Origin of the sequence: Arthrobacter sp. NPDC080082, from assembly GCF_040686595.1 — a bacterium.
GTDB lineage: Bacteria > Actinomycetota > Actinomycetes > Actinomycetales > Micrococcaceae > Arthrobacter.
In genome coordinates this window covers 393,649-408,557 of record NZ_JBFBKQ010000002.1, presented here as the reverse complement: position 1 = coordinate 408,557, position 14,909 = coordinate 393,649, and the positions used below count along the sequence as shown (strand labels likewise).

Genomic DNA, 14,909 nt, shown 5'->3' with positions numbered 1-14,909 from the left:
GAATGTGGACCGGCCGCCGGCGAAAGCGCCGACGGCCGGTGACAGCATAGCTCGGTCCGGCTAGGCCGGAACGATGTTGACCAGTTTGGGGGCCCGCACGATCACGGTGCGGATCCCCCGGCCGTCCATGGCGCGCTGGACGTTTTCCGAGGCCAGCGCCAGTTCGCGCAACTCATCCTCGGAGATCTCCGGGGAGACCTCCAGCCGGTCGCGGACCTTGCCCTGCACCTGGACCACGGCGGTGACCGTGTCCTGGACCAGCAGGGCCGGGTCGTGGGCCGGCCAGCCGGCGTTGGCAACGGATGCCGGGTGTCCCAAGACGTTCCACAGGTCTTCGGCCGTGTACGGGGCGAAGAGGCTGAGGATCACCGCGACGGCCTCGACGGCCTCACGGACGGCGGGATCCGCGCCGCCCGCACCGGCATCGATCGTCTTGCGGGTGGCGTTGACCAGCTCCATCAGCTTCGCCACGACGACGTTGAACTTGTTCGCGTCCAGCAGCGCCTGGGCGTCGGCGATGGTGCGGTGCGTGACGGCACGCAGCGCCCGGTCACCGGCGACGAAGTCGACGCCGGGCTCGCTGGTGACGTCCTGGCCGAGCCGCCAGGCGCGGGCCAGGAACTTCGCGGAGCCCGACGGCGAGACGTCCGCCCAGTCGACGTCGTCCTCCGGCGGGGAGGCGAAAATCATAGTCAGGCGGACGGCGTCGACGCCGTACTTGTCCAGCTGTTCGCCCAGGTCAACGCCGTTGCCGAGGGACTTGCTCATGGCCTTGCCGCCGTTGAGGACCTGGCCCTGGTTCAGCAGCGCCCGGAAGGGCTCGTCGGCCTCGATCAGGCCCATGTCGTGGATGACCTTGGTGAAGAAACGGGCGTAGAGCAGGTGCAGGATGGCGTGCTCGACGCCGCCCACGTACTGGCCCACGGGCATCCAGTCGTTGATCTTCGCCGGATCGAACGGCCCCTCGGTGTACTGCGGCGAGACGAACCGCAGGAAGTACCAGGAGGAGTCCACGAAGGTGTCCATGGTGTCCGTGTCGCGCTTTGCCGGGCCGTGGCAGGAGGGGCAGTCCACGTTGACCCAGGCCTCGGCGGCGGCCAGCGGGGAGGTGCCCTTCGGGGACAGGTCCTCGCCGCGGAGGTCATCGGGCAGAGTGACCGGCAGCTGGTCGTCCGGGACCGGGACCTCGCCGCAATCGGGGCAGTGAATGATCGGGATGGGGGCGCCCCAGAACCGCTGACGGCTCAACAGCCAGTCACGCAGGCGGAAGTTCACGAACTTCTCGCCGGTTCCCTGCTTCTCCAGGATGGTGATGGCGGCGGGAATGGCCTCGGCCTTGGGCAGGCCGTTCAGCTCGCCGGAGTTGATCAGGGTGCCCTCGCCGGCGGTGGCGGTGCCGGAGACGGCGGGGTCCTCCTCGCCGGTGTCCAGGACGGCCCGGACCGGCAGGTCGAAGGTCTTCGCGAAGTCCAGGTCGCGCTGGTCGTGGGCGGGCACGGCCATGATGGCGCCGGTGCCGTAGTCGGCCAGCACGTAATCGGCAGCCCAGACCGGCAGCTTCTCCCCGGTCAGCGGGTTGATGGCGTAGCGGCCGGTGAAAACACCGGTCTTTTCGCGTTCGGTGGACTGGCGTTCGATCTCGGAGAGGGCCTTGACCTGCTCGCGGTAGGCGTCCAGGGCCGCGGCGTGTTCCTCGGTGACCAGTTCGACGGCGATCGGCGCGTCAGCGGCGACCACGAAGAACGTCGCGCCATACAGGGTGTCCGGGCGCGTGGTGAAGACGGTGACGTCCTTGGCGGGCTTGCCGCCGTCGGCCTCGACGACGAAGGTGACGTGGGCGCCCTCGGAGCGGCCGATCCAGTTCTTCTGCATGGCCAGGACCCGCTCGGGCCAGTGGCCGCGCAGTTCCTCCATGTCGTCCAGCAGCCGGTCCGCGTAGTCGGTGATCTTGAAGTACCACTGGTTCAGGGACTTCTTGGTCACGGCGGTGCCGCAGCGTTCACAGGCGCCGTTGACCACCTGTTCGTTGGCCAGCACGGTCTGGTCCTTGGGGCACCAGTTCACCGGGGAGTTCTTGCGGTACGCCAGGCCGCGCTCGTAGAAGCGCTTGAACAGCCACTGGGTCCAGCGGTAGTACTCCGGGTCGGAGGTGTGCAGCCGGCGGGACCAGTCGGCGGAGATCGCGTACCGCTTGAAGGACGCGGCCTGGGTGTCGATGTTGGCGTAGGTCCACTCGCTGGGGTGGGCGTTGCGCTTAATGGCGGCGTTCTCGGCGGGCAGGCCGAAGGAGTCCCAGCCGATCGGGTGCAGCACGTCGAAGCCCTGCTGGCGCAGGTAGCGGGCGACGACGTCGCCCATCGCGAAGGCTTCGGCGTGGCCCATGTGCAGGTCGCCGGAGGGGTAGGGGAACATGTCCAGCACGTAGCGGCGTTCCTTGGAGCCGTCGTCGAGCGGAGTGAAGACCTTGAGGTCCTCCCAGACCTGCGGCCACTTCGCCTCCATGGCGGCGAAATTGTAGGTCCCCTCCTCGGGGGCGGCACCTGCGACGGCTGCTGCTGTTCCGGTCTCTGTCTCCGGCTGAACGCTCACTGCTGGCCTCTTCTATTCTTTTCGATCTTGTCCGATCAGGACGGGTGGCGCCTGATCCTTCGGTCCCCTGCTCCGGGCCCGCACTTCGTCCCGGACACACAAAAGCCCCTCACACGGAGGGGCTGCCGCTCGACAATCCGGAGGTCTAACCGGGATGCCGGGCGGCTAGCTAAGCAGGAGGATCGCACGCATACGACTACTTTAGCGCACCCGCACCCCACCCCACCCGAACAACGTCGATCCGAGCGGCTGAAGTACGGGCAGACAAAAAGGGGCCGGTGACTCCCCGCCATGGTGTGGTGGGCACCGCGAAGCGGGCGGGCGGGAGTCACCGGCCCCTTTTTGGGGCTCGGAAGGCTACTTCACGTCCTCGTCGACCCAGTCCATGGACTTGGTGACGGCCTTCTTCCAGAGGCGCATCTGGCGGTCGCGCTCGGCGTCGTCCATCTGCGGCTCCCAGCGCTTGTCCTCGGACCAGTTGGCCGAGCACTCGCCCAGATCCTTCCAGAAGCCGACGGCGAGGCCGGCCGCGTAGGCTGCGCCCAGCGACGTGGTCTCGACGACCTTCGGTCGGATCACCGGCACGCCGAGGATGTCGGCCTGGAACTGCATCAGCGCGTCGTTGGCGACCATGCCGCCGTCGACCTTGAGCTCGCTCAGCGGCACGCCGGAGTCGGCGTTGACGGCGTCGAGCACCTCGCGGGTCTGGAAGGCGGTGGCCTCCAGGGCGGCCCGGGCGATGTGGTTCTTGTTCACGTACCGGGTCAGGCCGACGATCGCGCCGCGGGCATCGGAGCGCCAGTACGGGGCGAAGAGGCCGGAGAACGCCGGGACGATGTAAACCCCGCCGTTGTCCTCGACCGAGGCAGCCAGGGTCTCGACCTCGGGGGCGCTGCTGATCATGCCCAGGTTGTCGCGCAGCCACTGGACCAGCGAACCGGTCACGGCGATCGAGCCTTCCAGGGCGTAGTGCGGCTTGGCGTCGCCGAGCTTGTAGCCGACGGTGGTCAGCAGGCCGTTCTTGGAGTGGACGATCTCCTCACCGGTGTTGAAGATGAGGAAGCAGCCGGTGCCGTAGGTGTTCTTGGCTTCGCCGGCGTCGAACGCCGCCTGGCCGAACGTGGCGGCCTGCTGGTCGCCCAGGATGCCGGCGACCGGTACCTCGCGCAGCAGCTGGGAGGTGTGGACCGTGCCGTAGACCTCGGAGGAGGACTTGATGGCGGGCATCATGGACGCCGGGACGCCGAAGGCACCCAGGATTTCCTGGTCCCAGGAGAGGGTCTCGAGGTCCATGAACATGGTCCGGGACGCGTTGGTCACGTCGGTGACGTGCACGCCGCCGTCGGTGCCGCCGGTGAGGTTCCAGAGCACCCAGCTGTCGGTGTTGCCGAAGACCAGGTCGCCGGCCTCGGCCTTGGCGCGGGCGCCGTCGACGTTGTCCAGGATCCACTTGATCTTGGTGCCGGAGAAGTAGGTCGCCAGCGGCAGGCCCACCTTCTGCTTGAACCGGTCCGGGCCGCCGTCCTTGGCGAGCTCGTCCACGATCGACTGGGTGCGGGTGTCCTGCCAGACGATCGCGTTGTAGACCGCCTTGCCGGTGGTCTTGTCCCAGACGACGGCGGTTTCGCGCTGGTTGGTGATGCCGACGGCGGCGATGTCGTGGCGGGTCAGGTTGGCCTTGGAGAGGGCGGAGGCGATGACCTCGCGGGTGTTGTTCCAGATCTCCGCGGGGTCGTGTTCCACCCAGCCGGCCTGCGGGAAGATCTGCTCGTGCTCCATCTGGCCGGTGGAGACGATGTTGCCGCTGTGGTCGAACACGATGGCGCGGGTGCTGGTGGTTCCCTGGTCAATGGCGATTACGTACTGGTTCACGTTGACGTCCTTGTCTGTAGTGCCTGGCGGTTGAAGGTAATGCGTACGGGGATGTTCGGGTTAGGAAGCGGCGGCGGTGGCGATGATCGGCACAATGGCCGCCACGATGCCGGCGAGGCCGCCGCCAACCAGCGGACCCACGACCGGGATCCAGGAGTAGCTCCAGTCCGAGGAGCCCTTGCCCTTGATCGGGAGCAGCGCGTGGGCGATGCGGGGGCCGAGGTCACGGGCGGGGTTGATGGCGTAGCCGGTGGGGCCGCCGAGGGAGACGCCGATGCCGACCACCAGGAGGGCGACGGCCAGCGGGCCGAGGCCGGAGGGGGTTCCGCCGAAGGTCAGGATGACGAAGACCAGGACGAAGGTGCCGATGATCTCGGTGATCAGGTTCCACGGGGTGGAGCGGATGGCGGGGCCGGTGGAGAACACACCCAGCTTGCTGGCGGGTTCGGGCTCGGCGTCGAAGTGCTGCTTGTGGGCCAGCCACATGACGACGGCGCCCAGGAAGGCGCCGAGCAGCTCGCCACCGAAGTAGGTCAGGGTTGAGCCGAAGTCGACGGCGACGCCGGGTGCGTACTCCTTCTTGCCGTTGAGCAGCAGTCCGAAGGTCACGGCCGGGTTGAGGTGCGCGCCGGACTTGACGGCCACGAAGACACCGGCGAAGACGGCAATGCCCCAGCCCCAGGTGACCATCAGGAACCCGCCGTTGTTGCCCTTGGTGCCTTTGAGCGCGACGTTGGCCACAACGCCGCAACCCAGCAGGGTCAGCATTGCGGTACCGAATACTTCGGACAGGAAAACTATTCCAAGAGACATCTTTGACTCCTCTATTTTCTGTTGTCGTCCCTCGCGGGTGGAGGGGACGTGTGGCCGGCAGCGGTTTCACGCTGCCGGCCGGCAACTGCCTTCGGGCCCGTCGGGCCCTGGTGGCAGCCTTCGCGGCCGGGGGAAAAGTGCCCCCGGCCGCTCAAGTGTTAGGCAACCAGGCTGTGGACCTGGACGCCGTGGAAGCGTTCCAGCACCTCCTGGGCGTGGGTGATTTCGGCGCTGCGGGTGGCGGCGTCCCAGCCCAGCGGGCCGGACAGGACGTCGGCGACCTCGTTGAGCAGTTCGCCGGTGACCAGGCCGCGGAACGCCAGCGAGGTGCGGCGGATCAGCACGTCGATCAGGTGGCCGATCTGCTCGTTGCGGGCCATGAACTCCAGCTCGCGGACGCTTAGCTCACGGGTGGAGCGCAGCATCCGGTCCTCACCGGCGTCGAGGAACTCCATGACGGCCTCGGCGCGGGTGCCGTAGCGGGTGAGCAGGCCTGCGGTCCGGTCCGCGTCGCGGCCGGAGGTCATGTGGGCCTTGATCCAGCGCTGCACGCCTTCTTCGGAGTCGGGGAAGCCGGCGCCGCCGCCGATCGCCATCTTGGCGGTGGAGACCTTGCGGGTGCGGCCCAGTTCGGCCAGCACGTCGTTGCTGAGGTGTTCGGCGAGGGCGCGGAAGGTGGTCCACTTGCCGCCGACCAGGCTCAGCACCACCGGGCTGCCGTTGCCGCCGCGGCGTTCGATGCGGTAGTCGCGGCTGACGAAGCCGGGCTGGGTTTCGTCGTGGCGCGGCAGCGGGCGGACGCCGGAGAAGGTGTAGACGATCTGTTCGCGGCTGACCGGCAGGTCCGGGAAGACGTGGCCGATCAGGTCGAAGAAGTAGTCGATCTCGGCGTCGGTGCAGACGGCGTCCTCGGCCATGTCGGCGTCGATGTCGGTGGTGCCGACCAGGACGCGGTCCCCCATCGGGTAGATCAGCACGATGCGGCCGTCGGTGTGCTCGAAGAAGATCTCGCGGCCCTGGCAGGCTTCGAGCAGTTCCGGGTGGTCCAGCACGATGTGCGAGCCCTTGGTGCCGCCCATGAACTTCGATGCGGCGCCCATGGCCTCGTTGGTGAGGTCCACCCAGGCACCGGTGGTGTTGACCACGACGTCGGCGGTGAAGTCGAAGACCTCGCCGGTCAGTTCGTCACGGAGCTGCACGGAACCGGACTTGCCGTCGGCCGCCGTGCCCATCGAGACCAGGGAGAGGTAGTTGCTGGCGCGGGCGCCGTTGCCGCCCGCCTCGCCGGCCTTCTCGCCGTCCTGGAGCACGTCCAGGGTGAGGCGCTCCGGGTTGTGCACAGAGGCGTCGAAGTAGGTCGCGGCGTACTTGATGCCGGGGTGAAGGCGGGGCAGCTCGGCCAGGGCGTTCTTCCGGCCGCGAAACTGGTGCCGGGGCACGGTGCCGCCGTCGCGGGAGAAGAAGTCGTACATCGTCAGGCCGGCCTTGATCAGGAAGGCGCCGCGCTCGGTGTGCTTGCCCTGCTTGTGGGTCAGGAACCGCAGCGGCGCGGCGAGGATGCCGGAGAAGGTGCTGAAGATCGGGATGGTGGTCTGCAGCGGCTTGACGTAGTGCGGGGCGATCCGCAGCAGGCGGTTGCGTTCGACCACGGACTCCTGCACCAGGCGGAATTCGCCATTTTCGAGGTAGCGGATGCCGCCGTGGATCATGTGCGAGGAGGCGCCGCTGGCCCCCTGGCAGAAGTCGCCGCGCTCGACGAGGGCGACGTCGACGCCCTGGAGCGCCAGGTCCCGGAACGTCCCGACTCCGTTGATGCCCCCGCCGATGATGAGTACCTGTGCGTGCGGACGGTCCCGCAATTGCTGCACCGATGTGCGCTGCTGACCCGGGGCCGGATGACCGGAACTGACCTTGTTTCCCAACACTGCTCCTTGGGGCTTGACGCTGCGCGGCGCGCCTCTGGCACGACGCCGTTCATGACTATTCTTTGGAGTAATGGAAAATGGAGTCAAGCACTATGCACAAACGTGCAGAAGGGAGCCGCAATGTCGCCGACGCGCCAGTCGGACGCCCTCCGGGCGGCCCAGTTGTACTACCTCCAGGACCTGACCATGGACGCGATCGCACGGGAGCTGCGGACCTCGCGTTCGACCGTCTCGCGGTTGCTCTCCGCGGCCCGGGAATCGGGCCTGGTGCAGATCCAGATCCGCAGCCCGCTGGACACCGGCCCCGAGCTCGCCAGCCGGATCAAGGCCGAATACAAGGTGGACGTCCACGTGGTTCCGGTGGTGGACACCCTGAACGAGGCGGAAACCCTTGACCGGGTGGCCATGCAGGCCGCGCGGACCATCGGCCCGCTGGTTGATTCGAATGCGATCATCGGCGTCGCGTGGGGGTCGACGCTGAGCGCGGTCAGCCGCCACCTGACCCGGAAGATTACGCACGACAGCATCATCGTCCAGCTCAACGGCGCCGGAAACATGCAGACCACCGGCATCACCTACGCCTCGGACATCATGCGTCGCTTCGGCAGCGCCTACGGCGCGCGCGTGGAGCAATTCCCGGTGCCCGCGTTCTTCGACCACGCCGCCACCAAGCAGGCCATGTGGAATGAGCGCAGCGTGCAGCGCATCCTTCAGCTGCAGGCGCGGATGAGCATCGCCATTTTCGGTGTCGGATCGGTCGACGCCGACTACCCCAGCCACGTCTACGCGGGCGGCTACCTCGACGAGGACGATCTCAGCGTCCTGGCCGGGTCCGATGTCGTGGGCGACGTAGCGACCGTGTTCTTTCGCGCGGACGGCTCCTCCGACGGCATCACCCTGAACGAACGCTCCACAGGGCCGGACCTGGCACAGCTCCGGCAGGTCCGGCGGCGGATCTGCGTGGTCTCCGGCGCCTCCAAGATCAATGGACTGCGCGGCGCCCTGGCCGCGGGGCTGGCGACAGACCTGATCCTGGACGAGGCCAGTGCCCGGCGGCTGGTCAGTACCGAGGGGCTCGGCTGAGGCGGAAGGAACGCGGGAGAGGCCGTGGTACTAGGTAGAGTCGTTGCTATGAGAATGACGCCGCGGGTGACGCTGAACAACGGTGTGCTGATGGACCGCCTGGGATACGGGCTGTACAAGGTGCCGCCGGCCGACGCCGCCGGGCTGGTGACCATGGCCCTGGAGGCCGGCTACCGGCACTTCGACACTGCCGCGATGTACGGCAACGAGACCGGCGTCGGCAAGGCGATTGGTGCCCTGGCAGCGTTCGACGGCGCCACCGGCGGCTCCGGGGAGCGGCACCCCCGGCTGACGCGTGAGGACCTCTTCGTCACCACGAAGCTGTGGAATGACGAGCAGGGCTACGACGCGACGCTGCGGGCCTTCGACACCTCGATGGCCAAGCTGGGCCTCGAGTACCTCGACCTTTACCTGATCCACTGGCCCTGCCCCGGGCGCGGCCTCTACACGGACAGCTACCGGGCGCTGGAGACGCTGTACCGGGAGGGACGGGTCCGCGCGATCGGCGTGTCCAACTTCCAGCCGGCGCACCTTGACCGGCTGCTGCAGGGCGCGGAGGTGGTCCCGGCCGTGAACCAGATCGAGCTGCACCCGTGGCTGCAGCAGGCCGAATTGCGCGAACTTCACTCCTCCTTGGGGATCGTGACGGAAGCGTGGAGCCCGCTGGGCCGCGGCCAGGTCCTTGAGGACCCGGTGGTGACGGAGATCGCCGCTGCCCACCGCCGCTCCCCCGCGCAGGTCATCATCCGGTGGCACCTGCAACTGGGCAACGTGGTCATCCCGAAGGCAAGCTCCTACGCACGGATCCACGAAAACCACGACGTCTTCGGGTTCGAGCTGACGACGGCGGACCTGGACGCCCTGGCCGGTCTGGACCGCGGCTTCCGCACCGGGTCCAACCCGGACAACGTCAACTGACGCACCGCCGCCCGCACCCCACCACAGGCCCCCCACCACAACGAATGGAACACGTGGCGACCCAGCCCCCTCCCCCGCAACCGCTCCTCAGCGCCGCCCTGCAGACCCGCGCAACCGCCTCCACCGTGGACCTCAACGGCACCCGGGTGGCGTACTGGACGTATGAACCCCTGCAGGAAACCCCGGACACCCGCACCATCCTGGTGATCCACGGCTTCCGCGGCGACCACCACGGCCTGCTCCGGGTGGCGGACCAACTCCCCGAGATGCGCCTGGTCATGCCCGACCTGCCGGGCTTCGGTGTCTCCGGTGCCCTTGCCGCCGGTGCGCACAGCGTGGAGGGCTACGGGCGGTTCGTGGCCGACTTCATGGCCGCCCTGGGGCTGGGACCGGACACGGTGCTGCTGGGCCACTCGTTCGGCTCGATCATCACCAGCCACTTCGTCGCCCATCACCCGGACGCGGTGTCCGAACTGATCCTCATCAACCCGATCGCGGCGCCGGCCCTGGAGGGCCCGAAGGGGCTGATGACCAAGGCCGCGGTGCTCTACTACGAGGCCGCGGCCCGGCTCCCCCGCCGGCTGGGCAACGCCCTGCTGCGCAACCAGCTGATCGTGCGTGTGATGAGCGAGACCATGGCCAAGACCAGGGACAAGCGCCTGCGGCAATTCGTCCACGCACAGCACACCGCCTACTTCTCCGCCTTCGCGGACCGGGACAGCCTGCTGGAGGCCTTCAAGGCCTCGGTGGGAAACAACGTGGCCGAGGTCGCCGAGCGTCTGACGCTGCCGGTGCTGCTGATCGCCGGGGAGAAGGACGAGATCGCCGCCCTGCCGGACCAGCACAAACTGCTCCCCCGCCTTCCCGACGGCACCCTGGACGTCATCCCCGGCGTCGGACACCTGATCCACTACGAGACCCCGGAACCCGCCGCCGGTTTCATTCGCCGCTTCCTGAAGGACCACGCCGCGTGAAAATTCTCATCGACGCCCGCTTCACCCGGCTGGACCACCACGACGGCATCAGCCGCTACGGTTCCAGCCTGATCGCGGCCGCCGCCAAGGTGGCCGACGTGTCCATGCTGATCAGCGACACCCGCCAGCTCGCGCTGCTGCCGGACGTGCCCTACACGCTGATCAACAGCCCGCTGTCCCCGGCCGAGCTGTTCGTCGCCCGGAAGGTCAACCCGCTGGGGGCCGACGTCGTCGTCTGCCCGATGCAGACCATGGGCAGCTGGGGGCGGAAGTACGCGCTAATCCTGACCCTCCACGACCTGATCTATTACGAGCACCCGGCTCCCCCCGGCTTCCTGCCGGCGCCCGTTCGGGTGCTGTGGAGGCTGTACCACAAGGCGTTCTGGCCGCAGCGGGTGCTGCTCAACCGGGCCGATGTCGTGGCCACCATCAGCGCCACCACCGAGGCGCTGATGGCCAAGTACCGGCTGACCAGGCGCCCGGTGCGGATCGTCGGGAACGCACCCCAGCCGGGGCTGACCCCTCGTGATCCCGGCGCCGGGGCCGAGAAGACGCTGCTGTACATGGGCTCGTTCATGCCCTACAAAAACGTTGAGACAATGGTCCGCGGCATGGCGGAGCTGCCGGAGATGACGCTCCACCTGCTGAGCCGGATTACGCCCGAGCGCCGTGCCGAGCTGGAGGCTCTGATTCCCGCGGGCGCCAATGTGGTGTTCCACAACGGGGTCACGGATGCGGAGTACGAAGCCCTGCTGGCCCGGACCACCGCGCTGGTAAGCCTGTCCAAGGCAGAGGGCTACGGGCTGCCGCTGGTGGAGGCGATGTCACATGGGACGCCGGTGATCGCCAGCGACATCCCAATTTTCCGCGAGGTGGGTTCCGACGTGGTCAGCTACGTGGATCCATCCTCGCCGGCCGACTTCGCGGCCGCCGTCCGCGATCTGGAGGATCCGGCGCTGTGGAAGGACCGTTCCGTGCGGTCCGTGCACCGGGCCGCGGAGTTCAGCTGGGACGAATCGGCGCGCCGGCTCCTTGCCGCGGCCGAGGAAGCGGTGGCGCTGAGGAAGCAGGGCCGACGACGGCGGTAGGGCCTGGGTTGGCGCGGCACCCAGCCGCAGCTCAGCCGGTGCTGTCCAGGATCAGGCGCACCGTCTCCCGGGGCTGGTCCCAGTGCGGGAAATGACCGCAGTCGTCGAACCAGTGGAGAGTTGCATCCGGGAAAAGGTCCATGGCTCGTGCCGCCTCGCCCGGAACAGTCACCTTGTCCTTTCGCCCCCATCCAATGACCACTTTGCCCTTGAGTGAACCCGCCGGAGCGCCTTCCTGGCGGGGGCCGTGAATCAGCGCGTCGAGGGCCGGGTCCAGGCTGGTTGACGTCTTGAAACCGCGAAGCTCATGCAGCACCAGGTCCTGCGGCAGCCTCCAGGGATGCGCGGAGAACTGAGCCAACAGGGCCGTGCGGCCCACGGGGTTGCCCGTGAGGAAAGGAAGCGCCGGCTGGATGCGGCGCACCAGCGCGACGGACGCTTTGATGCTGGCACCAAAGATCGCGGCCTGGCGGTCACTCCAAAAACCTCCAGGGTCGAGCGCGACCGTGGTCCCGGCGTGCCCCCGCCGCGCCATTTCCAAGGCCATGCGTGCCCCCATGGAGCTGCCGACCAGATCAATGTCGCCCAGTTCCGCTTCGCCGATGAAGGCTTCGACGGCATCGGTCAGCGTCGCGATTGTCGTCTCGCCGGTCAGGGGGGCGGATTCCCCGCACCCGGGCAGATCGACGGCGATGACATCTCGTTCAGCAGCCAGCGCCGGGACTATCGGGTTCCAGTTTCCTGCACTGGATCCGAGACCATGGACCAGGAGGAGCGGCTTACCGGAGCCCTGCCGGGTTGAGTGCAACATGGCTTCACTCTACTGTGCGGGCCGCCACGATCACGGGAGCACTCCAGATCTGCCTAAAGGGGTCGCTGTTCGCGGCGCTTCCGTTCCGCAAATCCCGAGATCACCTGTGCGTCGTTGGCGTGGTAAGTCCTCCAAGCGCTGCCGACGTCAACCCACAGGGCGGGTTGGTCCGCCTCCGGAACGAGGCGGGCCGTCCCAGGGCTGGCGATCGACCAGTAGGAGAGGTTCAGCGTCGGCGGCCAGTCGTCCCGGTAGGACCGGACAGCAGCGAAGGCCGGGACCGCGGCGACCTCAAGGACGAGCCCGGTCTCCTCGGCCAGCTCCCGTACGGCGCCCTCACGGGAGGTCTCCCCCGGTTCCACCTTCCCGCCCGGCGGTACCAGCCCTCGCCAGGGATGATCCACCACGAGGAGTCTCAAGTAGTCGGGCGAAAAAACCCACACATCTGCCGCCAGGGGTGCTGCTCCGCCATCCACACGCTTCGGAACCAACGCTCCGCCCCGTCCTCAACCTTCTCGGCCGCGGCAAGGTCACGCAGCGCCGCGGCAACGGCGTCGGGGCCATGGACGGGCGTCATCTACAGCACGTCCACGCCGTCGAGCCGGACCTGCACCGGGTCGTCGCTTCGCTTGGCCGCGGCGGCCGCCTTAACGGCCCGCAGCGCCTTAGTCACTTCGGCTGCCTGGGCGTACGGAATGAACAGCAGCGTCCGGACGTCTTCGCCGCGGGACGCGCCGCCGGCCTGGACACCCAGCCCACCGGCACCCGGAATCCCCGCACCCGGCACGCCCGGCGCCGGAAACCCGGAGCCGGGAAGCGGCGCCGGTCCGGCGGTCCGCAGCGTGATGCCCCGCGACGCGAGGCCGGCCTCGACGGCGGAGGTGAAATGCCCGACCGCCGTCCTTGGTCCGGTCAGGGACGCGACCCGCACCGCCGGGGGCAGCGACAGTTCCTGCCGGAGTCCGAGTTCCCGGCCGGCATAACCGGCGGGATCCCAACGCAGCAGCGCACCCACGCCCGCGGCGTCGTCGGCGGTGATCACCACCAGGCCGCCATCGGCGGCGGGCCGGACCAGGGCGGCGGCATTGAACCAGCGGCGCACGGCGTCCTCGCCCGCCCTAAGGTTCTCGCGGCGCAGCAGGGAATCTCCGTCCAGCAGTAGCGCGGCGGCGTATCCGCCCGCCGCCACGGGCTCGGCTCCCACGGTGGCGACCACGAGGGCCTTGGTGTCCGGGACGGTGGCCAGGACCCGGTCACCGGACGAGTTCAGCACGGGTTTGCCGGGGAAAGCGCGGCCCAGTTCCTCCGCGGTCCGGAGCGCCCCGGTGGCGCCCCGGCGGAGCTGAGTGCCGTTGCAGGTGGCACACCGCCAATGACCCGCCGCGGTGGAGCACCAGCGGCAGACCGGGACGGCGCCGCTGCCGGCGGGTCCGTTGATGGCCAGCGGGCCGTTGCAGGCGGTGCAGCGGGCCGGTTCGCGGCAGCGCTCACACGCCAGCGACGGCGCATACCCGGCGCGGGCCACCTGCACCAGTACCGGTCCGCGTTCCAGGCCCTCCTTCGCCGCACGCCATGCCGCGCCGGGGAGACGGGCGATCCGGGCCAGCGGGTCGCGCTCCTGCTCGAAGCTGTCCGCGGTATTCACCACACGCGGCACGGTCCGGCGCACCACGGTGCGGTCCGCTTCGACGGGAAGTGCCCAGCCGGACTCCACCAGCCGCTGGGTCTCCGTGCTACGGGCGTGCCCGGCGAGTAGGCAGGCCGCCCCTTCGTGCACCGCCCGCAGCAGGAGCACCTCGCGCGCATGGGCGTACGGCGCCCGTTGTTCGATGTGCAGGTCGTCCCCGTCGTCCCAGCAGACCACCAGTCCGAGGCGGTGCACCGGGGCGTAGGCGGCCGACCGCGTCCCGACCACGACGCCTGCCGCCCCGCTGAGCACCCGCAGGAAGTTCCGGTAGCGCGGGGTGGGCCCGTCGTCGGCGGTCAGCCGCGCCACGTCCGCGGCGGGCAGCAGCTCCAGGAGCGCCGCCTCCACCCGGTCCAGGTCCCGGTAGTCGGGTACGACGACGACGGCGCCCCGGCCAGAGCGGCGCACGGCCGCGACGGCTTCGGCGATCAGCCGGGGCCACGCCGCGGGGCCGAAGCCTTGCAGCGCCGAGAGCACCGCACGGGGCGACTCCCCCGCGCCCAGGTGCTGCAGGAACGCACCGCCGTTGCGGTAGGCGGACCAGCCCGAGGGCGGCAGAACTGCCGCCGGTGCCGCCTTGTCCGGCGGGAGTGCCTCAGTCCCGGCATCCTCGGGCACGGGTTCGGTAAACAGAGCCGGGTCCAGGTCACCGCCGGGGGCGAATTCCTTCTCCAGCCTCGCCATCCGCGGCGGCACGGCAACGCGCAGGACGTCACTGACGGTGCCGGCGTAGCGGGCCGCGACGCGCTCCGCCAGCGCTGCCACCCCGGGAGTCAGCACGGGCACCGGGGAAACCACCTTGTGCAGCGGCACCAGCGCATGCCCGGCGTCGGAGGCGGCTACGCGTTCCAGCAGGAAGCCGCCAAGCTCCTGCCCGCCAAACTTGACCTTCACCCGAACGCCGGGCCGGGCCGCAGCGTCCAGGTCGGCGGGCACGCTGTAGTCAAAGGGCCGGTCCAGGTGCGGCAGGAAGCTCTCCAGCTGCACCCGTGCCACGGGAAGTTCGGCGGCCAGGGCGGGACCCGCCGCGGCGGCGGAGGCCGGGAAGCCCTGCAGGAGGGAGAGCTGGAAGGGTTCTTCCGGCGCGGCGGGGCGGCGTGACTCGCTCACGGGTCTCTCTCCTTTCCCAGGTGCTTCGGGCCGGCACAA

General features: G+C 69.0%; 11 protein-coding genes. 4 read left to right on the top strand and 7 right to left on the bottom strand.

The window, feature by feature from the left end; genetic code table 11:
- Positions 1 to 60: 60 nt before the first annotated feature.
- From leuS to AB0O44_RS06250, 4 genes are all read right to left on the bottom strand, one after another.
- Positions 61 to 2,589, bottom strand: a complete 2,529-nt coding sequence (leuS, locus tag AB0O44_RS06265; protein ID WP_364135556.1) for a leucine--tRNA ligase — start codon at positions 2,587 to 2,589, stop codon at positions 61 to 63.
- Between the two features lie 357 nt (positions 2,590 to 2,946).
- Complete coding sequence (gene glpK, locus AB0O44_RS06260) at positions 2,947 to 4,461, bottom strand: glycerol kinase GlpK (RefSeq protein ID WP_364135553.1); 1,515 nt, start codon at positions 4,459 to 4,461, stop codon at positions 2,947 to 2,949.
- A 60-nt stretch (positions 4,462 to 4,521) separates the two neighbouring features.
- Entirely contained in the window at positions 4,522 to 5,274 is a 753-nt protein-coding gene (locus AB0O44_RS06255; RefSeq protein WP_290257767.1) for an MIP/aquaporin family protein, read from the bottom strand.
- Positions 5,275 to 5,432: 158 nt separating this feature from the next.
- Positions 5,433 to 7,142: a glycerol-3-phosphate dehydrogenase/oxidase gene (locus tag AB0O44_RS06250; protein ID WP_364135549.1), complete on the bottom strand. Its 1,710-nt coding sequence runs from the start codon at positions 7,140 to 7,142 to the stop codon at positions 5,433 to 5,435.
- 177 nt (positions 7,143 to 7,319) lie between these two features.
- Here AB0O44_RS06250 and AB0O44_RS06245 point away from each other — a divergent pair, with 177 nt between their 5' ends.
- Genes AB0O44_RS06245 through AB0O44_RS06230 form a run of 4 tightly spaced genes read left to right on the top strand, consistent with a single transcriptional unit; the run spans position 7,320 to position 11,262 of the window.
- A complete protein-coding gene (locus AB0O44_RS06245; protein ID WP_290257766.1) occupies positions 7,320 to 8,282 on the top strand; it encodes a sugar-binding domain-containing protein in 963 nt (320 codons plus the stop codon).
- A 48-nt stretch (positions 8,283 to 8,330) separates the two neighbouring features.
- Positions 8,331 to 9,200, top strand: coding sequence for an aldo/keto reductase (locus tag AB0O44_RS06240; RefSeq protein ID WP_364135546.1), 870 nt, complete (start codon positions 8,331 to 8,333; stop codon positions 9,198 to 9,200).
- Between the two features lie 53 nt (positions 9,201 to 9,253).
- Entirely contained in the window at positions 9,254 to 10,174 is a 921-nt protein-coding gene (locus AB0O44_RS06235) for an alpha/beta hydrolase (RefSeq protein ID WP_364135544.1), read from the top strand.
- On the top strand, positions 10,171 to 11,262 hold the full coding sequence (locus AB0O44_RS06230; RefSeq protein ID WP_364135541.1) for a glycosyltransferase family 1 protein: 1,092 nt from the start codon (positions 10,171 to 10,173) through the stop codon (positions 11,260 to 11,262). Before AB0O44_RS06235 ends, AB0O44_RS06230 begins: the two co-directional genes overlap by 4 nt.
- A gap of 31 nt (positions 11,263 to 11,293) precedes the next feature.
- Here AB0O44_RS06230 and AB0O44_RS06225 read toward each other — a convergent pair whose 3' ends face one another.
- The 3 genes from AB0O44_RS06225 to AB0O44_RS06215 form a co-directional block, all read right to left on the bottom strand.
- Positions 11,294 to 12,073 (bottom strand): alpha/beta fold hydrolase, encoded by a 780-nt coding sequence (locus AB0O44_RS06225; protein WP_364135538.1) that lies wholly within the window; start codon positions 12,071 to 12,073, stop codon positions 11,294 to 11,296.
- A gap of 53 nt (positions 12,074 to 12,126) precedes the next feature.
- Positions 12,127 to 12,516, bottom strand: coding sequence for an NUDIX domain-containing protein (locus AB0O44_RS06220; protein ID WP_364135535.1), 390 nt, complete (start codon positions 12,514 to 12,516; stop codon positions 12,127 to 12,129).
- A 134-nt stretch (positions 12,517 to 12,650) separates the two neighbouring features.
- The gene (locus tag AB0O44_RS06215) at positions 12,651 to 14,870 is read right to left on the bottom strand and encodes a primosomal protein N' (RefSeq protein WP_364135533.1); all 2,220 of its coding nucleotides are present in this window, start codon (positions 14,868 to 14,870) and stop codon (positions 12,651 to 12,653) included.
- Between the last annotated feature and the right edge of the window lie 39 nt (positions 14,871 to 14,909).